The organism is Streptomyces sp. NPDC017225 (assembly GCF_044331465.1).
Lineage (GTDB): Bacteria > Actinomycetota > Actinomycetes > Streptomycetales > Streptomycetaceae > Streptomyces.
This window is the reverse complement of record NZ_JBIRNE010000028.1, coordinates 26268-45922: the sequence shown is the minus strand read 5'-3', so window position 1 is coordinate 45922 and position 19655 is coordinate 26268. Positions and strand designations below refer to the sequence as shown.

Sequence of the window (19655 nt, the reverse complement as noted above, 5' to 3'; positions counted from 1 at the left end):
GCCGGACGGAAATCGTTCGCCACGAAATTCGCCGGGATGAGATCCTGGAGTCCGTATGTCTACGCACCCCGCCCCCGCGCTCGGCGCCCTCGCACCCCGGCTGGCCGAGCTGTCCCTGCGCGACTCGCACCGGCTCGGCCGGAGGCTCGAGGGCGCGCGGAAGATCCGTAAACCGGAGGCCCGCGCCGCCGTTCTCGCCGAGATCGAGGCGGAGGTGGCCAAGGCCGAGCGGCGCATCGGTGAGCGTCGGGCCCGGGTGCCCGCCGTCAGCTACCCCGAGCAGCTGCCCGTCAGCCAGAAGAAGGACGTGATCGCGGAGGCCATCCGTGATCACCAGGTCGTCATCGTCGCCGGTGAGACGGGGTCCGGGAAGACCACCCAGATCCCGAAGATCTGTGTCGAACTGGGCCGCGGTGTCCGCGGCATGATCGGGCACACCCAGCCCCGGCGGATCGCCGCGCGTACCGTCGCCGAGCGGGTGGCGGACGAGCTGGACACGCCGCTCGGTGAGGCCGTCGGCTGGAAGGTGCGGTTCACCGACCAGGTGAATCCGGACGGCACGTTCATCAAGCTGATGACCGACGGCATCCTGCTCGCCGAGATCCAGACCGACCGCGAGCTGCGCGCCTACGACACGATCATCATCGACGAGGCCCACGAGCGGTCCCTCAACATCGACTTCCTGCTGGGCTACCTCGCCCAGCTGCTGCCGAAGCGGCCGGACCTGAAGGTCGTCATCACGTCGGCGACCATCGACCCCGAGCGTTTCTCCCGGCACTTCGGTGACGCGCCGATCATCGAGGTCAGCGGGCGGACGTACCCCGTGGAGGTGCGCTACCGGCCGCTCCTCGAAGAGGACGGGGACGACGCCGACCGGGACCAGATCACGGCGATCACCGACGCCGTCGAGGAGCTGATGGGCGAGGGCAAGGGCGACATCCTCGTCTTCCTCTCCGGTGAGCGGGAGATCCGGGACACGGCCGACGCGCTGGAGAAGAAGTACACCCGTGCCGGAGGCGCTAATTGGCACAGCACGGAAGTGCTGCCGCTGTACGCGCGGCTCTCGCACGCCGAGCAGCACCGCGTCTTCCAGCAGCACACCGGGCGGAGGATCGTGCTGGCGACCAACGTCGCCGAGACCTCGCTGACCGTCCCGGGCATCAAGTACGTCATCGACCCCGGCTTCGCCCGGATCTCCCGGTACAGCCACCGCACCAAGGTGCAGCGGCTGCCGATCGAGCCGGTCTCGCAGGCCAGCGCCAACCAGCGCAAGGGCCGCTGCGGGCGGACCAGCGACGGCATCTGCATCCGGCTGTACAGCGAGGACGACTTCACCGCGCGGCCGGAGTTCACGGACGCCGAGATCCTGCGGACCAACCTCGCCTCCGTCATCCTGCAGATGACGGCGGCCGGCCTCGGCGACATCGAGAAGTTCCCCTTCATCGATCCGCCGGACCACCGCAACATCCGCGACGGTGTGCAGCTCCTCCAGGAGCTGGGCGCGCTGGACCCGGCGCAGAAGGACGTACGCAAGCGGCTCACCGACACCGGGCGCAAGCTCGCCCAGCTGCCCGTCGACCCTCGGTTGGCGCGGATGGTCCTGGAGGCCGACAAGAACGGCTGCGTCCGCGAGGTCATGGTCATAGCGGCGGCGCTGTCCATCCAGGACCCGCGGGAGCGGCCCGCGGAGAAGCAGGCGCAGGCGGACCAGCAGCACGCCCGCTTCAAGGACGAGAGCAGCGACTTCCTGGCCTTCCTCAACCTCTGGCGGTACGTCCGCGAGCAGCAGAAGGAGCGGGGCTCGTCGTCCTTCCGCCGGATGTGCAAGCAGGAGTACCTCAACTTCCTGCGGATCCGCGAGTGGCAGGACATCTACACGCAGCTGCGCACGGTCGCCAAGCAGATGGGCCTCCATCTCGGCGACGAGGACAACGCCGCTCCCGACGACCGCGTGCACGTGTCCCTGCTGGCCGGGCTTCTCTCCCACGTCGGCATGAAGGACGTGAAGGAGGGCGCGAAGAACGAGTACCTGGGCGCGCGCGGCGCCAAGTTCGCCGTCTTCCCGGGCTCGGCGCTCTTCAAGAAGCCCCCGCGTTTCGTGATGTCCGCCGAGCTGGTGGAGACCTCGCGGCTCTGGGCCCGCGTCAACGCGAAGATCGAGCCCGAATGGGTGGAGCCGCTCGCCGGGCACCTCCTCAAGCGCACGTACAGCGAGCCGCACTGGGAGAAGGACCAGGCGGCGGTGATGGCGTACGAGAAGGTGACGCTGTACGGCGTGCCGATCGTGGCGCAGCGCAAGGTGAACTACGGCCGGATCGATCCCGAGGTCAGCCGTGAGCTGTTCATCCGCAACGCCCTGGTCGAGGGCGACTGGCGTACGCACCACAAGTTCTTCGCGGACAACCGCCGGCTGCTGACCGAGGTCGAGGAGCTGGAGCACCGCGCGCGGCGCCGGGACATCCTGGTCGACGACGAAACGCTGTTCGACTTCTACGACCAGCGGGTGCCCGAACACGTCGTCTCGGGTGCGCACTTCGACTCGTGGTGGAAGCACAAGCGGCACGAGCAGCCCGACTTCCTCGACTTCGAGCGCGAGATGCTCATCAACGAGAAGGCGGGTGCGGTCACCAAGGACGACTATCCGGACTCCTGGCGGCAGGGGCCGCTGAAGTTCCGGGTGACGTACCAGTTCGAGCCGGGCGCGGACGCCGACGGTGTGACCGTCCACGTGCCGCTCCAGGTGCTCAACCAGGTCACGGACGAGGGATTCGACTGGCAGATCCCGGGCCTGCGGGAGCAGGTCGTCACGGAGCTGATCCGGTCCCTGCCCAAGCCGATCCGCCGCCACTACGTACCGGCGCCGAACTACGCGCAGGCGTTCCTGGACCGGGCCGTGCCCCTTCAGGAGCCCTTGCCGGTGACCATGGCGCGGGAGCTGAAGCGCATGGTGGGGGTGCCGTTCGACGCGGAGGACTTCGACTGGTCCAGGGTTCCCGACCATCTGAAGATCACTTTCCGGATCGTCGACGAGCGGCGCCGCAAGCTGGCGGAGGACAAGGACCTGGAGGCCCTGAAGGTCCGGCTGAGGCCGAAGGCGCGCAAGGCGCTGTCGCAGGCCGCGGCCGCCACCGCCGAACGCAGTGGCGGCGAGTCCCTGGAGCGGGCCGGGCTGACGGACTGGACGATCGGCACGCTGTCCCGGATCTTCGAGACCCGACGGGCGGGCCAGCCGGTGAAGGCGTATCCGGCCCTGGTCGACGACGGTCCGGCGGCGAACACCGTCTCCGTACGCCTCTTCGACACCGAGGCCGAGCAGGCGCAGGCGATGTGGAAGGGCACGCGTCGGCTGATCCTGCGCAACATCCCGGTCAGCCCCGCGAAGTTCGCGAGCGATCGCCTGACCAACCAGCAGAAGCTGAACCTGTCCGCGAACCCGCACGGTTCGATCCAGGCCCTGTTCGACGACTGCGCGACGGCCGCGGCGGACAAACTGATCGCGGACTTCGGCGGGCCGGCGTGGGACGAGGAGTCGTACCGCAAGCTCTACGACAAGGTCCGTGCGGAGATCGTCGACACGACCGTCCGCACGGTGGGACAGGTGCAGCAGGTGCTGGCCGCCTGGCAGGCCTGTGAGCGCCGTCTGAAGGCCACGAAGAGCCCCGCGCTGCTGGCGAACCTCCAGGACGTGCGAGGGCAGTTGGACGCGTTGGTGAAGCCCGGCTTCGTCACGGAGGCGGGGGTCGGGCGGCTGCCGGACCTGATGCGCTATCTGGTCGCGGCCGACCGGCGGCTGCAGCAGATGCCGACCGGTGTCCAGCGGGACACGTCCCGGATGGAGAAGGTCCACGAGATGCGGGACGAGTACGCGTGGCTGCTGGAGCAGATGCCGCAGGGCCGGCCGGTCCCGCGTCAGGTCCTGGACGTCCGCTGGATGATCGAGGAACTGCGGGTCAGCTATTTCGCGCACGCGCTGGGCACGGCGTACCCCGTCTCCGACAAGCGGATCGTGAAGGCGATCGACGCGCTCGCGCCGTGACGAATCCCGAGCGGCTCCCGTAGCGGGTTCCGTAACCGACCCCGAGCGGATTCCGTGACGAGGACCGTACGGAGGGTGAGTTCGACCAGGGGCTCACCCTCCTGTAGAGTCTCTTCTCGCAGCGCAACGCAAGAAAAGCGCCGCAAAGCCTGGTCCTGTGGAGCAGTTTGGAGTGCTCGCCACCCTGTCAAGGTGGAGGCCGCGGGTTCAAATCCCGTCAGGACCGCAGCAGAAGAGACCCGCACCGATCGGTGCGGGTCTCTTCTTGTGTGCGCCCGCGGCCGGGGCGCTGTACGCCGCTGCTCTTCCGTCACTTCCCGCCCCGCGCCCACCAAAAGCCCTCAGCGCCCGCCCCGCGGCCTTGACGGCGTCACGTTCGCTCGGTACTCCAAAGACAGGGCACGTTGCCCGTGTGGCCCCTGGAGGTGGCGTATGGCGGCATCGGTCAGGCACGAGACGCGGGCCCTGCTCCGCGCGCATCTGTCGGCCGCGTCGTCGTACGGGCATCTGACGCGCCACTGTCCGATCTGCCACCGGCTGCTGCGGCTGGCGTTGGACTCGCCCGGCCCACAGTCTCCGACGGGCCGTCAAGAGGGCCCCTCGGACGGAAGCGCGCCCACCGGGTGAAGCCCGCCGGCCTCAACGCCCTTGCCACACCGACCTGCTGGAGTCCTCGCCTCCAATAGCGCACATATGCCAGAGCCAACAAGCAGCGCGCCGTGTGACGGGTGTCACCGCATGAGTTTTTGAAACCGTGGCACTTACAGCTCTCCTACAAGTAGTCAATTTAATATGTGCAATGGCACCGGTCTCCGTGGTCCCCGCACAACGGATCCGACACCCCTCCCCAGACTCCGACAAGGCCGCCCACAGGGCCTGCCCCCGGACCCGCCGGCCCGCACAGGACCGGACACCGGATCGGGCCGGGCCCGGGGCCGGACGCGAGGCCGGCCACAAAAAAGATCGCGCTGGACCCGGCGGAGTCCAGCGCGATCACACGACGCACCCCTGTTGGGGCAGGAACGGCATCGTTTGGAGCTGTGGTGCCGAGCGTCCCGACAGGTTGGGGGACCTGCCGTTTTGCCCGGTTATTCGGTTGTTCAGGCCTCGCTGCGCTGCTGCGGAATGCCCGCGAGCAGAGCGCGGACCTCTGCTTCGCGGTAGCGGCGATGCCCGCCGAGCGTGCGGATCGACGTGAGCTTGCCGGCCTTCGCCCAGCGCGTGACCGTCTTCGGGTCGACGCGGAACATGGTGGCGACCTCAGCCGGGGTCAGCAGCGGCTCGGCATCAGGGGTGCGAGCGGTCATGAGCGGCCTCCTCGGGAGAACCGAACCTTCTCGGTTCTTTCCTCTAAATTCTGCACCTTGACCCGCGTTGCCCGAAATGGCGGACGCGAGTCGAGTCGGTTATAGGACGAACGGCTTGTCCTCGGCACTACAACTACACCATCCGTCCAGCCGCGTCGGCCAAACCGATGGAATTGCCCTCCCAGGTGTTCATCAGCGACGGAAGCCGATGGACCATGCCATAGCGGACAGTCACGCCACTGTGACGATCAGTCACAGGGCGATCAGGGGTCACCAGACCTGACATCAGACCCCCCAAAGCGTGCAATGCGTAGATTCCGCCCACAGTGCATCACAGCAGGACGGAAGGAGCCCTCCCCGGACTCCTTGTCCTATTTTGGCATGAGGAGGGGGAAGCGGCGCAAGAGTGCTGTACGTGCGGTCCGTCACGCTTGACGCATACGCCCGGATCGGGACCTACGTCCCGCGATGCCAGAAGATCAGCTCACTCCGGGCGAGTGTCGGACCGGAAGACGAAACCCCACATCGGGCGGTACGTCAAACGTCAGTTCGCCGACCGCCGGTCCCGCACCGTCCGCCAGCGCTCCACGAGCCGCCCGTACGCCGCCCCCGCCGTGACCCCGTCGCCGTGCCGGAGCGCCTCGATGCCCTCGGCCACGTCCGCGGCGGAGTGGTCGTCCTCCAACTCACCGGCCGGCAGGGCGTGCACGAGCCCGCCGTAGTCCAACTCCACCAGGGAGCGCGGATGGAACTCCTCCAGCCAGCGCCCCACGTCCACCAGGCCGTCGATGAGCGGCCCCTCGTCCATGGCCTCCTTCAGGGCTCGCAGCCCCCGGGCCACGCGCCGGCGGGCCTGCACCATCGGCGTCCGGTAACGCAGCACGGGCGCGATCGCCCCTTCGCCGTCGCCGCCCTCGTCGTACTCGCGCTCCGCGTCGGAGACCAGCACGAACCAGTTGATCGGCACCTGCCAGGTCGCGGTGCGGATCCAGGGGCGGGCGTCCGGGTTGCGCTCCAGCCAGCGCTCGTAGTCCTGGGCGCTCTCTCGGCGTACGACCGGCGGAAGCAGGGCGTCCAGCACCGGTTCCGGGAAGTCCTCGGACAGTTCCGCGAGGGCCTGCCAGCCGCGCAGCCGGGTCCGCCAGGGGCAGACGCAGACCACTCCGTCGACCTCGGTCACGAAGGCGTCCGCGCTCTCGTGCACCGGTACGGCCACGGGCGGGGTGGGCAGCAGGTCGGCCAGGGAACGGCGGAGCTCGTCCTGGTAGGAGGGCAGGTCGGCGCGGCGGGCGTAGCGGGTCCAGTGGCCGCGCTCCTCCTGCGGGAAGGCGGCCAGCGGCTCGTACACACGCAGGTACGCCGCGTACGGGACGACCACCGAGGACACCTTGGGCACGCCTGCTCCCTCCCCCGCTCACCGCGGCGAAAACCTGCGGAAGCCGATCACAAACGCGCGGGAACCTCCGCGAATCGTCGCACGCCCGTACTCCGTGCGGAGGTGATCCTGAGCACTGTGCGGCGGGCTGACGCCCCCAGGCCCTAATCTCATGCCACAGTCCCCGCCACCCGCACGGGGACGCCTCTCCACCCGCCGCAACTACACAGGAGTCACCACCGTGACCGACGTAACCGGCGCACCTGCTGATGTACTGCACACCCTGTTCCACTCGGACCAGGGGGGACATGAGCAAGTCGTGCTCTGCCAGGACCGGGCGAGCGGCCTCAAGGCCGTCATCGCCATCCACTCCACCGACCTGGGCCCCGCGCTCGGCGGTACGCGCTTCTACCCGTACGCGAGCGAGGCGGAGGCCGTCGCCGACGCGCTGAACCTCGCGCGCGGGATGTCGTACAAGAACGCCATGGCCGGTCTCGGGCACGGCGGTGGCAAGGCCGTGATCATCGGTGATCCGGAGCAGGTCAAGAGCGAGGAGCTGCTCCTCGCCTACGGCCGCTTCGTCGCCTCGCTCGGCGGCCGGTACGTCACCGCCTGCGACGTCGGTACGTACGTCGCCGACATGGACGTCGTGGCGCGCGAGTGCCGCTGGACCACCGGCCGCTCCCCGGAGAACGGCGGCGCGGGTGACTCCTCCGTGCTGACCTCCTTCGGCGTCTACCAGGGCATGCGCGCCGCCGCTCAGCACCTGTGGGGCGACCCGACGCTGCGCGACCGCACCGTCGGCATCGCGGGTGTCGGCAAGGTCGGCCACCACCTGGTCGAGCACCTGCTCGCGGAGGGCGCCCACGTCGTCGTCACCGACGTACGCGAGGACGTCGTGCGGTCCGTCACCGAGCGGCACCCGTCGGTGGTCGCCGTCGCCGACACCGACGCGCTGATCCGGGTGGAGAACCTGGACATCTACGCCCCCTGCGCGCTCGGCGGCGCGCTGAACGACGAGACCGTGCAGGTGCTGACCGCCAAGGTGGTGTGCGGCGCGGCCAACAACCAGCTCGCCCACCCCGGCGTCGAGAAGGACCTCGCCGACCGCGGGATCCTCTACGCGCCGGACTACGTGGTGAACGCCGGCGGTGTCATCCAGGTCGCCGACGAGCTGCACGGCTTCGACTTCGACCGGTGCAGGGCGAAGGCCGCGAGGATCTACGACACCACGCTGGCCATATTCGCACGTGCGAAGGAGGACGGTATTCCGCCGGCCGCTGCGGCCGACCGGATCGCCGAGCAGCGGATGGCGGAGGCACGTACCCGGCGGTGATCCCGTGGCCGTCCGGCGGTGATCCCGGGCCGGTCCGGGGAGGGGTCCTCGAAGGTTTGACCGGTACCCGCCGGGGGGCAGTTAGAGAGAACTCTCACTTATCCCGGCGGGTCGACCGTCGAAAGGTGGTTAAAATCGCCGTTGACCAGCGAGGACGGGGCGCCTCGATGGTCCTGGGCGTGGCCACGTCCTACGGGCGACGTACCGTATGGGCGTGGGCTCAGGTACCGTGGAAGCCCTACGGACCGGTCTCTCCACGGAGAGTCCGTTCCGGACCATGAACGCGTGTCAAGACTCTGGGGCCGTCGAGCCCCGTCGTTGAGGGGGTCGAGCCATGGGGCGCGGCCGGGCCAAGGCCAAGCAGACGAAGGTCGCCCGCCAGCTGAAGTACAACAGCGGTGGGACTGATCTCTCCCGCCTGGCCGAGGAGCTGGGCGCATCGCCGTCGAATCCGCAACCGCCTAACGGCGAGCAATTCGAGGACGATGAGCAGGACGATGACGTGTACGCACGGTACGCCGACCTCTATGAGGACGACGACCACGACGAGGACGGCCAGTCCCCGCAACAGCGACGCGGCGCTTGACCCTGCACTGAACACTCACCCGGTCGGTGACTCACGTCACCGACCGGGTTCTGTGCTACCCGCACGGTCGTCGGGCGCTGTGCACCTGCGCGCACTGCTCGCACGGTCGTCATCGCCCGCACGGTCGTCGTCTCAGCCGGCGTAGTCGCCGACGAGGGCGGCGCCCGTCTCGTGGTCGTCGCGGTCGGTGATCTCGCCGGCCACCCAGGCGTCCACGCCGCGGTCGGCCAGGGTCGCCAGCGCCACGTCCGTCGACTCCTCGGGGACGATGGCGATCATGCCCACACCCATGTTGAGGGTCTTCTCCAGCTCCAGGCGCTCCACCCGGCCCGTCGTACCGACGAGGTCGAAGATCGCGCCCGGGGTCCAGGTGGAGCGGTCGACGACGGCGTGCAGGCCTTCGGGGATCACGCGGGCCAGGTTGGCGGCGAGTCCGCCACCGGTGACGTGACTGAAGGCGTGGACCTCGGTGGTGCGCATGAGGGCCAGGCAGTCCAGGGAGTAGATCTTGGTCGGCTCCAGGAGCTCCTCGCCGAGCGTGCGGCCGAGGCCGTCGAGGTGCGCGTCCAGGGACAGGCCGCCCTCGTTCAGCACGACGTGGCGAACGAGCGAGTACCCGTTCGAGTGAAGCCCGGAGGCTGCCATGGCGACGACCGCGTCACCCTTGCGGATGCGGTCCGGGCCCAGCAGCCGGTCGGCCTCCACCACACCGGTACCGGCGCCGGCGACGTCGAAGTCGTCCGCGCCGAGCAGGCCGGGGTGCTCGGCCGTCTCGCCGCCCACCAGGGCGCAGCCGGCCAGTACACAGCCTTCGGCGATGCCCTTGACGATGGCGGCGACACGCTCGGGGTGCACCTTGCCGACGCAGATGTAGTCGGTCATGAAGAGCGGCTCCGCGCCGCACACCACGATGTCGTCCATGACCATGGCGACCAGGTCGTGGCCGATGGTGTCGTAGACGCCGAGCTGCCGGGCGATGTCGACCTTGGTGCCGACGCCGTCCGTGGCGGAGGCGAGCAGGGGACGCTCGTAGTTCTTGAGGGCGGAGGCGTCGAAGAGGCCGGCGAAGCCGCCGAGGCCACCGAGGACCTCGGGGCGCTGCGTCTTCTTCACCCACTCCTTCATCAGTTCGACGGCGCGGTCGCCCGCCTCGATGTCGACGCCCGCGGCTGCGTAGCTGGCACCAGTTGTGTCAGGCATGACGATGAGAACCTTCGTGTCGTACGGCAGGGAGGCCAGGGAGGCGGACGGCTACGGGCGACGGATGGCGTCGGTGGCGGCCGTACCGGCGGGCCCGGCGGCCAGCTCGGTCTCCAGGAGCTGCTTGCCGAGCAGCTCGGGGTCGGGGAGGTCCATCGGGTACTCGCCGTCGAAGCAGGCGCGGCACAGGTTCGGCTTGGCGATGGTGGTCGCCTCGATCATGCCGTCGATGGAGATGTACGCCAGGGAGTCGGCGCCCATGGAGGTGCCGATCTCCTCGACGCTCATGCCGTTGGCGATGAGCTCGGCGCGGGTCGCGAAGTCGATGCCGAAGAAGCAGGGCCACTTCACCGGCGGGGAGGAGATCCGGATGTGGATCTCGGCGGCGCCCGCCTCGCGGAGCATGCGGACCAGGGCCCGCTGGGTGTTGCCGCGGACGATGGAGTCGTCGACGACGACCAGCCGCTTGCCCTTGATGACTTCCTTCAGGGGGTTCAGCTTGAGGCGGATGCCGAGCTGGCGGATGGTCTGCGAGGGCTGGATGAAGGTGCGGCCGACGTAGGCGTTCTTCACCAGGCCGGCGCCGAACGGGATACCGGAGGCCTCTGCGTACCCGATGGCGGCGGGGGTGCCGGACTCCGGGGTCGCTATGACCAGGTCGGCGTCGGCGGGGGCCTCCTTCGCCAGCTTGCGGCCCATCTCGACACGCGAGAGGTAGACGTTGCGGCCGGCGATGTCCGTGTCCGGGCGGGCCAGGTACACGTACTCGAAGACGCAGCCCTTGGGCTTCGCTTCCGCGAATCGGGAAGTGCGCAGGCCGTTCTCGTCGATGGCGACGAACTCGCCCGGCTCGATCTCGCGGACGTAGGAGGCGCCGCAGATGTCGAGGGCCGCGGACTCGGAGGCGACGACCCAGCCGCGCTCCAGCCGGCCGAGGACCAGCGGGCGGATGCCCTGCGGGTCACGGGCGGCGTAGAGGGTGTGCTCGTCCATGAAGACGAGGCTGAAGGCGCCGCGCACCTGGGGCAGCACCTTGCCGGCCGCCTCCTCGACGGTCAGCGGCTTGCCGTCGTCGTCCACCTGGCCCGCGAGGAGCGCGGTGACCAGGTCGGTGTCGTTGGTCGCCGCGACCCGCGTGGAGCGGCCGTCCTGCTTGGGCAGGTCGGCGACCAGCTCGGCGAGCTGGGCGGTGTTGACGAGGTTGCCGTTGTGCCCGAGCGCGATGGAGCCCTGCGCGGTGGCGCGGAACGTCGGCTGGGCGTTCTCCCACACGGAGGCACCGGTGGTCGAGTAGCGGGCGTGACCGACCGCGATGTGACCCTGGAGCGAACCGAGAGAGGTTTCGTCGAAGACCTGGGAAACCAGGCCCATGTCCTTGAAGACGAGGATCTGGGAGCCGTTGCTGACCGCGATTCCCGCGGATTCCTGGCCCCGATGCTGGAGGGCGTACAGCCCGAAGTACGTGAGCTTTGCGACCTCTTCGCCCGGGGCCCAGACACCGAAGACGCCGCAAGCGTCCTGGGGGCCCTTCTCGCCGGGAAGCAGATCGTGATTGAGTCGACCGTCACCACGTGGCACGTCTCCGAGTGTAGGCGAGGTCGACCACTGGTCCGAATTGGGGACATCGGCTCACGCGTGGGTCACTGGCCGGCGACGGCTCGGACGGTGGTGCCGTCTTCGCTGGTCAGCGTGAGGGTTTCATGATCGATCCGGTAGTCGGCCCGGCCGTCGAAGAAGCGCAGCATCCGCTTCTCGGCGTCCATGAGTGAGCCTTCGCACATCATTCGGGTGGTGGACGGGGCGCCGAGGGTGATATGTCCGTCGCTGACGGTGGCCCTGGCGTTGACGTGGTTGCAGGGCAGGCGGCCGGCGACGGTTTCCGCGTCCCGGTCGAAGGTGAGGTGGGTGCGGCCCTTCTGTCCGGGGGCCGTGACGGTCCACTTCGTGCCGTACAGGGACGCGTCCGGCTGCCTGCTGAGCCGGACGGTGTCGCCGTCGGACGTGGTGAGGGTCAGGCGCTCGCCCGTCGTGTCGGTGGTGAGCGCACCGGCGGTGAGGGTGCGGCCGAGGGACTTCTCGAAGTCGATGGGCGTCTTGTCGCAGGCCTTCTCGGTGAACACGGCGTCGCTCAGCCGGACCCGCTCGCCGTCGACGGCGGCGCGGGCGCTGAAGGTGTTGCAGCCGGTGCTGCCCACCGCCTCGCCGCTGTCGTCGATCCGGACGCGCGCCGCGTCCGGGGCCTTGTGGGTGGTGCCGTTCACGGTGACGCTGTCGATGCTCCACCGGACACCGGTGACGGGCTTGTCCGCGCCGACGGAGCCGCTGCCGCCGTCCGCCTTCTCGCTGCCGCAGGCCGCCGCGAGCGGGACGAGCACGAGGACGGCCGCGACGGTCAGGCGCATGCCGCGCTTCTGTCGCCGCTGCTTCTGCTTCGGCTGCTTCTGCTGCTTCTGCCTGTACATGCCGATTCGACGGAGGCACGGAGGATCCGGTTCCCCCCCCACCTGCTCACCCGAGCAGTGGCAGCAGTTCCCCCAGGTCGGCCCGCTCCCCGCTGGCGCTCACCTTCGCCCCGGCCACGGCGTCCTTCCAGGCCAGCCGTCCGGTGGCCATCCTGACCCAGGTCAGCGGGTCGGTCTCGACGACGTTGGGCGGGGTGCCGCGGGTGTGCCGGGGGCCCTCGACGCACTGCACGACGGCGTACGGCGGGATCCGCACCTCCGTCGAACCGCCGGGCGCCTTCGCGGCGAGCGCGTCGGCCAGCAGCCGGGTCGCGGCGGCCAGGGCCTGCCGGTCGTACGGGATGTCGAGGCCGGGCACGGCGGCGTTCAGGTCGTCGGTGTGGACGACCAGCTCGACGGTGCGGGTGACGACGTAGTCGGCCAGCGGCAGGGCGCCCGCGCTGGTGGGCAGCAGCCGGCCGCCGGGGTGGGCGTCGAGACGGTCGGTGAAGCGCCGCTCGGCCTCGGCGAGGTGGGCGTCGAGGTCGGGGTGCTCGGCGGCGAGCCGGCGGGCGGTGCCGGCGATGGCGTCCGAGTCGGCGGCGATGGCGAACGGCCAGTCGGGCAGGCGCCCGTCCCTCCGCGCCGGCTCGGGCTCGCCGAGCAGCCGGTCCACGGCCGTCAGTGCCGTTCCGACGTGCGCCACCAGCTCCCGTACGGTCCAGTCCCCGAGGCGCGTCGGCAGGGCGAGCTGCTCGGGGGTGAGGGTGCGGACGGCCGCTTGTACGTTCCCGAACTGGGCCAGTACGGCGGCGCGGGTCCGGGCGGGGTCGTAGGCGCGGGGGCGTTTTCTGGCCGGGGGCATGAGGGGAGCCTATGCGGGCGTGGCCGTCGGCGAGGGCGCCTCGAAGACCTCGCCGTTGCGCGGGACGCCAATCCCGTGCCAGGTGAAGGGGACGCCTCGTGCGGTGTCCGGGTCGGGACCGTCCATGAGCTGGAAGTGGACGTGCGGCTCTGAGGAGTTGCCGGAATTGCCGCACCGGGCCAGCAGCTGACCGGCGTGCACCCGGTCGCCCTCACGGACGGCGAACGAACCGCGCCGCACATGCGCGTACATCGCGTACGTGCCGTCGCCGAGGTCCAGCACCACATGGTTGCCGACGATCCGGCGGACCCCGCCCATCTCGCGGAGCGAGCCCTCCGCGAGCATCAGGTAGAGCAGTGCGGGCAGCGAGTCGCGGCTCAGGTGGTCGCGCTGGGTGTCATCGACCCGGACGACCGTGCCGTCGGCCACCGCGAGCAGTGGGGCGCCGAACGCCGGGAAGTCGCGGCTCGGGCGGGCGATCGGCCACAGGGCACGGAAGGCGGGCCGTGCGCCGGGCTCCGGCTCGGCGACGAGGTCGATGGCGAAGGTCTGGCCGTAGGCGTGCGTGCCGTGGCTCGGGGTGCGGTCGGCGGGGCCGTTCAGCGCGGACCAGCGGCCGGTCACGGGCGGGCCGACCGCGACGGGTTCACGGGCGGCGCCCGGGGCGTCCGGGGCACCGCCGCCCCACCGGTTGACCACGGCGATCAGGACGTATGCCAGGACCAGTGGCAGGAAGTCACACCACCACGGATACCCGAAGCCGAAGAGGATGTGGGCGGTCACCAGGGCTATGAAGCCCAGTTGCAGCGCCCGGAAGGTGCTCATGGCTAGCTTGCGTGCGGACATGGTTCCCCCTTGATCGGACTTCGATCGGACCCTGATCGGACCGGTCCGCGCCGTTTCCGGTCAGCCCGGGGCCGCCGACAGCGCCACCAGCAGCGGTACGACCCGCCCCGGCGGCACCTCGTGGCGGCCCCGTCCGGTGGTGTGCAGCCAGCCGGCGCCGGTGAGCTGGCGGAGGTGGTGGTAGATCTGGCCGGTCGTGCCCGCCTCGGCCGACTCGGCCAGCTCGGCCGCGGTGCGCCGGCCGCCGAGGATCTCGCGCAGCAGCCGCAGCCGGACGGGGTGACCGAGCGCGGCGAACGCCTCGGCGGACTCGGCCCAGTCGGCGTCCATCAGGCCCTCGGTGAGCGCGCCGTGCTGCCACCGGTACTGCTCCCCGGTCGGCAGGCGCACGACCCCCGTGAACAGGACCCCTCCGTCCACCGCCCCCAGCTCCGCGAGTTGCTCCTTCAGCCCCTCCAGGGCCCAGAAGTCGCCCTCCGGCAGGCGGGGCGCGGGTCGGTCGGCGGCTTCCAGCGCGGCAATACGCCGTTCGAGATCGGCGACACGGTGTTCCAGTTCCTCCATTCCTTGGAGATTACGTAATTACGTAATCATGCGCAAGAGTGAGCGCCCACCCTGCAACTATCCAGGTACTCGTTCGCACCGTTCGCCCGTTCAATGGCTCAGGGATCACGCCTCGACGTGCGTGACACCCGTTCCGTCGCATACGGGAAAGGCTCGCCCCATGCCCTTGATCAAGAAGTCCGCCGTCGCCCTGACCGCCCTGCTCGCCGCTCCGCTCTCGGTCGTGGCCGCCGCACCGGCCGCCCACGCGGCGGCGGGAGACACGGCACCGTCGTGCATCGACCGGAACGTGCAGCGGCCGTCCACCAACGCCTACGTGTGGATCAAGCTGACCAACAACTGCAGCACGACCAAGAAGGTCAAGATCGTCATCTCCTGGGGGAGCGACGGCTCGTGCTGGACGCTGAAGCCCGGGGCCAGCCGGTCGTGGACGTACGACGGGCTGGGCGACTACGACAAGACCGTGCTGTGCTGATCCGGCCCTGACGCGGCCGCGTCCTTAAGGCCCCAGAACATGCGAAGGGCCGCCCGGGAACCTCCGGGCGGCCCTTCGTCGTCGGCGAAACCTACGCGAGCAGCGCCGGGATCGTCTCCTCGTGCGCCGTGCGCAGCTCGGTCAGGGCCAGCGAGAACTCGCCCTGGACCTCCACCGCGTCCCCGTCCACGACACCGATGCGGGTGGCCGGCAGGCCCCGCGCGCCGCACATGTCGGTGAAGCGGAGCTCCTCCGAGCGCGGGACGGCGACGACCGCGCGGCCCGCCGACTCCGAGAACAGGAAGGTGAAGGCGTCGAGCCCGTCCGGTACGACCAGGCGTGCGCCCTTCCCGCCGAGCAGCGCCGACTCGACGACCGCCTGGACCAGACCGCCGTCGGAGAGGTCGTGCGCGGAGTCGATCATGCCGTCGCGGGAGGCGGAGATCAGGATCTCGCCGAGGAGGCGCTCGCGCTCCAGGTCGACCTTCGGGGGCAGGCCGCCGAGGTGGTCGTGGATGACCTGGGACCAGGCCGAGCCGCCGAACTCCTCACGGGTGTCGCCGAGGAGGTAGAGCAGCTGGCCCTCCTCCTGGAAGGCGACCGGCGTGCGGCGGGCCACGTCGTCGATGACGCCCAGCACGGCCACCACGGGGGTGGGGTGGATGGCCGCCTCGCCCGTCTGGTTGTAGAGCGAGACGTTGCCGCCGGTCACCGGGGTGCCGAGCTGGAGGCAGCCGTCCGCCAGACCGCGCACGGCCTCCGCGAACTGCCACATGACCGCCGGGTCCTCCGGCGAGCCGAAGTTCAGGCAGTCGGAGACCGCGAGGGGCTTCGCGCCGGTCGTCGCGACGTTGCGGTAGGCCTCCGCGAGGGCCAGCTGCGCGCCCGTGTACGGGTCGAGCTTGGCGTACCGGCCGTTGCCGTCGGTCGCGATGGCGACGCCGAGGCCGGACTCCTCGTCCACGCGGATCATGCCCGAGTCCTCGGGCTGGGCGAGGACGGTGTTGCCCTGCACGAAGTGGTCGTACTGCTGGGTGATCCACTGCTTGGACGCCTGGTTCGGGGACCCGACCAGCTTCAGGACCTGGTCCTTGAGCTGCTCGCCCGTCTCCGGCCGGGGCAGCTTGTTCGCGTCGTCGGCCTGGAGGGCGTCCTGCCACTCGGGGCGGGCGTAGGGGCGCTCGTAGACCGGGCCGTCGTGGGCGACGGTGCGCGGGTCGACGTCGACGATCTTGCCGCCGTGCCAGAAGATCTCCAGGCGGTCGCCGTCGGTGACCTCACCGATGACGGTCGCGATGACGTCCCACTTGTCGCAGATCTCGAGGAAGCGGTCGACCTTCTCCGGCTCCACGACCGCGCACATGCGCTCCTGCGACTCGCTCATGAGGATTTCCTCGGGCGAGAGGGTCGAGTCGCGCAGCGGTACGTCGTCCAGGGTGACGCGCATGCCGCCGGAGCCGTTGGACGCCAGCTCGGACGTGGCGCAGGACAGGCCCGCCGCGCCGAGGTCCTGGATGCCGACGACCAGCTTCTCGGCGAACGCCTCCAGGGTGCACTCGATGAGGAGCTTCTCCTGGAAGGGGTCACCGACCTGGACGGCCGGGCGCTTGGAGGGCTTGGCGTCGTCGAAGGTCTCGGAGGCCAGGATCGACGCGCCGCCGATGCCGTCGCCGCCCGTGCGGGCGCCGTAGAGGATGACCTTGTTGCCCGCGCCGGAGGCCTTGGCGAGGTGGATGTCCTCGTGCCGCATGACGCCGATGGCACCGGCGTTGACCAGCGGGTTGCCCTGGTAGCAGGCGTCGAAGACGACCTCGCCGCCGATGTTGGGCAGGCCCAGGCAGTTGCCGTAGCCGCCGATGCCGGCGACGACGCCGGGCAGGACGCGCTTGGTGTCGGGGTGGTCGGCGGCGCCGAAGCGCAGGGGGTCCACGACGGCGACCGGGCGGGCGCCCATCGCGATGATGTCGCGGACGATGCCGCCGACGCCCGTGGCCGCGCCCTGGTAGGGCTCCACGTACGACGGGTGGTTGTGGGACTCGACCTTGAAGGTGACCGCGTAGCCCTGGCCGACGTCGACGACCCCGGCGTTCTCGCCGATGCCGACGAGCATCGCGTCGGACTCGGGGGCCTTCTCGCCGAACTGGCGCAGGTGGACCTTGCTGCTCTTGTACGAGCAGTGCTCGGACCACATGACGGAGTACATGGCGAGTTCCGCACCGGTCGGGCGGCGGCCGAGGATCTCCACCACCCGCTCGTACTCGTCCTTCTTCAGGCCCAGCTCGGCCCAGGGCAGCTCGACGTCGGGGGTCGCGGTCGCGTGCTCGACCGTGTCCAGAGGCGTCCGGCTCATGCGTTGACCAGCTTCTTGAGGATCGAGGTGAAGAACGGGAGGCCGTCGGTGCGGCCGGTGCCGATCAGCGGCTCGACGGCGTGCTCGGGGTGCGGCATGAGGCCGACGACGTTTCCGGCGGCGTTGGTGATGCCGGCGATGTCGTTGAGCGAGCCGTTCGGGTTGCCGCATCCGTCGGCGGCGTCGCCGTCGACGACGTAGCGGAAGGCCACGCGTCCCTCGGCCTCCAGCTCGTCCAGCGTCCGACGGTCGGCGACGTAGCGGCCGTCCATGTTCTTCAGCGGGATGCGGATCTCCTGGCCGGCGGTGTAGTCGCTGGTCCAGGCGGTGTCCGCGTTCTCCACCCGCAGCTTCTGGTCGCGGCAGACGAAGTGCAGGTGGTCGTTGCCGAGCATCCCGCCGGGCAGCAGGTGGGCCTCCGTGAGGATCTGGAAGCCGTTGCAGATGCCGAGTACCGGGAGGCCGGCCTTCGCCTGGTCGATGAGGGTGTCCATCACCGGCGAGAAGCGCGCGATGGCGCCGGCGCGCAGATAGTCGCCGTAGGAGAAACCGCCGCAGAGCACCACGGCGTCGACCTGCCCCAGGTCCTTGTCCTTGTGCCAGAGGGCGACGGGTTCGGCGCCGGCGACGCGGATCGCGCGCTGCGTGTCCCGGTCGTCGAGACTGCCGGGGAAAGTGACGACGCCAATACGAGCGGTCACTTCACGGCTCCCGCGACTACGTCATCGGACTCGACCTTGACGGTGAAGTCCTCGATCACGGTGTTGGCGAGGAAGGATTCCGCAAGATCATGGATGCGGGCGAGGGCGGCGTCGTCGACCGGCCCGTCCACTTCCAGTTCGAATCGCTTTCCCTGACGTACGTCCGAGATCCCCTCGAAACCCAGCCGCGGCAGTGCGCGCTGCACCGCCTGGCCCTGGGGGTCGAGGATCTCCGGCTTGAGCATGACGTCGACTACGACGCGTGCCACTGGCACTCCCGGTGTGTGGTGCTGAGCAGGTCCCTTCAGACTACCCGTACAAAATTTCTACGCGCGTAGCCTTGGAGGAAACTACGTGAGCACCGTCACGATCGGGCATCGGCGGGAGTCGGTCACGAAAAGCTTCGGGAAAGATCCCGGATCTGGCCCGGACGCCTATTGCGCGGCGGACACGCGGAGAGATTTAGTCGGGCTTCCCATTGCAATGCCGGGCACTGTACAAATGAAATGTCATTAGCCGATACTTTGCCCAATTACAGGCGAACAGTCGGCATCATCGCGGCGTCTTGACACGTCTTGGCACGTCATCGCGGAGATGCCGCACGAAGGGACCGATATTCGTGGCGCAGCGTGTCGTAGTCACTCTCTTTGACGACATCGACGGCTCGGAAGCGGCGGAGACGATCGCCTTCGGTGTCGACGGCCGGATGTACGAGATCGACCTGAACGAAACCAATGCCCGGGAACTGCGCGAGGCGCTCGAGCCGTACGTCTCGGCCGGCCGCAAGCGGTCGCGCTCCGGCAGGACGTACCGGCAGACGGAGGTCGCCCCCGACCCGGCGGCGGTGCGGGCCTGGGCGCAGGCGAACAAGATGGACGTGCCCGCGCGGGGCCGGATCCCGAAGCGGGTGTACGAGGCGTTCGCCGAGGCGCGGTGAGCCGCACGCCGGCCGACGTCAACGGCTGACACCCACGGCCGACGCCCACGATCGACCCGTCCGGCCGGCACCCGGGGCCGACACGCGCGGCTGTCCCACAGGACTGACCCACGGGCTGAGCGGCCGGCCGCCGACTGCCGCTCAGCCGCCCCTCGCGGCAACCGACTTGCGCAGCACCCCGGGTGATCAGCTAAAGTCTGGAGCACGCCGAGGGGCAAGGCCGAAAGGCCCAGCTCACGGAACATGCGGGTGTAGTTCAGTAGTAGAACATCCCCCTTCCAGGGGGAAGGCGCAGTGTGCAATTCCTGTCACCCGCTCTGCATCACCGTACCGATCACTGATGTCGATCAGGTAGGCTGGTGCTCGCACCGATCGGTGAAGGCCGGTCGGAGGCAATGCGGACGTAGCTCAGCTGGTAGAGCGCAACCTTGCCAAGGTTGAGGTCGCGAGTTCGAACCTCGTCGTCCGCTCGGGAATCAGACCCCGGTCCTCCAAGGGCCGGGGTCTTTTCGTGCGTCCGGGCCCCGGCGCGCGGACGCACGAAGCGCGGCTCCCGGGCCGAGTGCGGGTGGCGGTGTCTGACATTTGTCATGCCGGGTGATGAGGGGCCGCACTGTTGTCCGGCCCGGTGGTCCG

17 protein-coding genes and 3 tRNA genes are annotated in these 19655 nt (G+C 69.7%); 9 read left to right on the top strand and 11 right to left on the bottom strand.

Going from position 1 to position 19655, the window contains the following annotated elements:
• Positions 1–55 precede the first annotated feature (55 nt).
• From hrpA to ACH4NX_RS35100, 3 genes are all read left to right on the top strand, one after another.
• The gene (gene hrpA, locus ACH4NX_RS35110; RefSeq protein ID WP_398130048.1) at positions 56–4036 is read left to right on the top strand and encodes an ATP-dependent RNA helicase HrpA; all 3981 of its coding nucleotides are present in this window, start codon (positions 56–58) and stop codon (positions 4034–4036) included.
• A gap of 151 nt (positions 4037–4187) precedes the next feature.
• A tRNA-Asp gene (locus ACH4NX_RS35105) sits at positions 4188–4262 on the top strand.
• A gap of 206 nt (positions 4263–4468) precedes the next feature.
• On the top strand, positions 4469–4663 hold the full coding sequence (locus ACH4NX_RS35100) for a DUF6274 family protein (protein WP_351397982.1): 195 nt from the start codon (positions 4469–4471) through the stop codon (positions 4661–4663).
• 473 nt (positions 4664–5136) lie between these two features.
• On the opposite strand, the gene bldC is transcribed toward ACH4NX_RS35100, so the two are convergent.
• Positions 5137–5343, bottom strand: a complete 207-nt coding sequence (gene bldC, locus ACH4NX_RS35095; RefSeq protein WP_003949541.1) for a developmental transcriptional regulator BldC — start codon at positions 5341–5343, stop codon at positions 5137–5139.
• 544 nt (positions 5344–5887) lie between these two features.
• Positions 5888–6739, bottom strand: a complete 852-nt coding sequence (locus ACH4NX_RS35090) for a hypothetical protein (protein WP_351397984.1) — start codon at positions 6737–6739, stop codon at positions 5888–5890.
• Positions 6740–6959: 220 nt separating this feature from the next.
• On the opposite strand from ACH4NX_RS35090, the gene ACH4NX_RS35085 reads away from it, so the two are divergent.
• Together ACH4NX_RS35085 and ACH4NX_RS35080 are read left to right on the top strand one after the other, a co-directional pair.
• Complete coding sequence (locus ACH4NX_RS35085) at positions 6960–8054, top strand: Glu/Leu/Phe/Val dehydrogenase dimerization domain-containing protein (RefSeq protein WP_351397986.1); 1095 nt, start codon at positions 6960–6962, stop codon at positions 8052–8054.
• 334 nt (positions 8055–8388) lie between these two features.
• Positions 8389–8640: a DUF3073 domain-containing protein gene (locus tag ACH4NX_RS35080; RefSeq protein ID WP_345594926.1), complete on the top strand. Its 252-nt coding sequence runs from the start codon at positions 8389–8391 to the stop codon at positions 8638–8640.
• A 132-nt stretch (positions 8641–8772) separates the two neighbouring features.
• Here the strand turns inward: ACH4NX_RS35080 and purM are convergent, their stop codons facing one another.
• The 6 genes from purM to ACH4NX_RS35050 form a co-directional block, all read right to left on the bottom strand.
• Positions 8773–9840: a phosphoribosylformylglycinamidine cyclo-ligase gene (purM, locus tag ACH4NX_RS35075; RefSeq protein ID WP_398130049.1), complete on the bottom strand. Its 1068-nt coding sequence runs from the start codon at positions 9838–9840 to the stop codon at positions 8773–8775.
• Between the two features lie 51 nt (positions 9841–9891).
• Positions 9892–11418 (bottom strand): amidophosphoribosyltransferase, encoded by a 1527-nt coding sequence (purF, locus tag ACH4NX_RS35070; protein WP_279565955.1) that lies wholly within the window; start codon positions 11416–11418, stop codon positions 9892–9894.
• 62 nt (positions 11419–11480) lie between these two features.
• Entirely contained in the window at positions 11481–12302 is an 822-nt protein-coding gene (locus tag ACH4NX_RS35065) for an META domain-containing protein (protein ID WP_398130050.1), read from the bottom strand.
• A 46-nt stretch (positions 12303–12348) separates the two neighbouring features.
• The gene (locus tag ACH4NX_RS35060) at positions 12349–13146 is read right to left on the bottom strand and encodes a sterol carrier family protein (protein WP_398130051.1); all 798 of its coding nucleotides are present in this window, start codon (positions 13144–13146) and stop codon (positions 12349–12351) included.
• Positions 13147–13155: 9 nt separating this feature from the next.
• Positions 13156–13992 (bottom strand): M23 family metallopeptidase, encoded by an 837-nt coding sequence (locus ACH4NX_RS35055; protein ID WP_398130052.1) that lies wholly within the window; start codon positions 13990–13992, stop codon positions 13156–13158.
• 60 nt (positions 13993–14052) lie between these two features.
• A complete protein-coding gene (locus ACH4NX_RS35050) occupies positions 14053–14556 on the bottom strand; it encodes a helix-turn-helix domain-containing protein (RefSeq protein WP_398130053.1) in 504 nt (167 codons plus the stop codon).
• 160 nt (positions 14557–14716) lie between these two features.
• On the opposite strand from ACH4NX_RS35050, the gene ACH4NX_RS35045 reads away from it, so the two are divergent.
• Positions 14717–15031, top strand: a complete 315-nt coding sequence (locus ACH4NX_RS35045; RefSeq protein ID WP_351397999.1) for a hypothetical protein — start codon at positions 14717–14719, stop codon at positions 15029–15031.
• 91 nt (positions 15032–15122) lie between these two features.
• Here the strand turns inward: ACH4NX_RS35045 and purL are convergent, their stop codons facing one another.
• From purL to purS, 3 genes are read right to left on the bottom strand one after another with little or no spacing between them, the layout of a single operon-like run.
• Positions 15123–17381 carry a phosphoribosylformylglycinamidine synthase subunit PurL gene (gene purL / locus ACH4NX_RS35040; RefSeq protein WP_398130054.1) on the bottom strand — a complete coding sequence of 753 codons (2259 nt, stop codon included), beginning with the start codon at positions 17379–17381 and terminating at the stop codon, positions 15123–15125.
• A complete protein-coding gene (gene purQ / locus ACH4NX_RS35035) occupies positions 17378–18082 on the bottom strand; it encodes a phosphoribosylformylglycinamidine synthase subunit PurQ (protein ID WP_351398003.1) in 705 nt (234 codons plus the stop codon). The genes purL and purQ overlap by 4 nt, the downstream gene beginning before the upstream one ends.
• The gene (gene purS / locus ACH4NX_RS35030; protein WP_053133538.1) at positions 18079–18351 is read right to left on the bottom strand and encodes a phosphoribosylformylglycinamidine synthase subunit PurS; all 273 of its coding nucleotides are present in this window, start codon (positions 18349–18351) and stop codon (positions 18079–18081) included. Before purS ends, purQ begins: the two co-directional genes overlap by 4 nt.
• Positions 18352–18701: 350 nt before the next feature.
• Here purS and ACH4NX_RS35025 point away from each other — a divergent pair, with 350 nt between their 5' ends.
• The 3 genes from ACH4NX_RS35025 to ACH4NX_RS35015 all read left to right on the top strand — a co-directional run bounded on the left by ACH4NX_RS35025 (position 18702) and on the right by ACH4NX_RS35015 (position 19489).
• Complete coding sequence (locus ACH4NX_RS35025; protein WP_279565961.1) at positions 18702–19019, top strand: Lsr2 family protein; 318 nt, start codon at positions 18702–18704, stop codon at positions 19017–19019.
• A 245-nt stretch (positions 19020–19264) separates the two neighbouring features.
• A tRNA-Gly gene (locus ACH4NX_RS35020) sits at positions 19265–19336 on the top strand.
• 80 nt (positions 19337–19416) lie between these two features.
• Positions 19417–19489: transfer RNA gene (locus ACH4NX_RS35015), tRNA-Gly, on the top strand.
• Positions 19490–19655 lie beyond the last annotated feature (166 nt).

Excerpts from the sequence above, each read along its gene's own strand:
- ACH4NX_RS35045 (WP_351397999.1), top strand. The coding sequence starts at position 14,717 with ATGCCCTTGATCAAGAAGTCCGCCGTCGCCCTGACCGCCCTGCTCGCC.
- ACH4NX_RS35050 (WP_398130053.1), bottom strand. The coding sequence starts at position 14,556 with ATGGAGGAACTGGAACACCGTGTCGCCGATCTCGAACGGCGTATTGCC.
- hrpA (WP_398130048.1), top strand. The coding sequence starts at position 56 with ATGTCTACGCACCCCGCCCCCGCGCTCGGCGCCCTCGCACCCCGGCTG.
- ACH4NX_RS35080 (WP_345594926.1), top strand. The coding sequence starts at position 8,389 with ATGGGGCGCGGCCGGGCCAAGGCCAAGCAGACGAAGGTCGCCCGCCAG.
- bldC (WP_003949541.1), bottom strand. The coding sequence starts at position 5,343 with ATGACCGCTCGCACCCCTGATGCCGAGCCGCTGCTGACCCCGGCTGAG.
- ACH4NX_RS35055 (WP_398130052.1), bottom strand. The coding sequence starts at position 13,992 with ATGTCCGCACGCAAGCTAGCCATGAGCACCTTCCGGGCGCTGCAACTG.
- ACH4NX_RS35065 (WP_398130050.1), bottom strand. The coding sequence starts at position 12,302 with ATGTACAGGCAGAAGCAGCAGAAGCAGCCGAAGCAGAAGCAGCGGCGA.
- ACH4NX_RS35100 (WP_351397982.1), top strand. The coding sequence starts at position 4,469 with ATGGCGGCATCGGTCAGGCACGAGACGCGGGCCCTGCTCCGCGCGCAT.
- ACH4NX_RS35060 (WP_398130051.1), bottom strand. The coding sequence starts at position 13,146 with ATGCCCCCGGCCAGAAAACGCCCCCGCGCCTACGACCCCGCCCGGACC.
- purL (WP_398130054.1), bottom strand. The coding sequence starts at position 17,381 with ATGAGCCGGACGCCTCTGGACACGGTCGAGCACGCGACCGCGACCCCC.
- purM (WP_398130049.1), bottom strand. The coding sequence starts at position 9,840 with ATGCCTGACACAACTGGTGCCAGCTACGCAGCCGCGGGCGTCGACATC.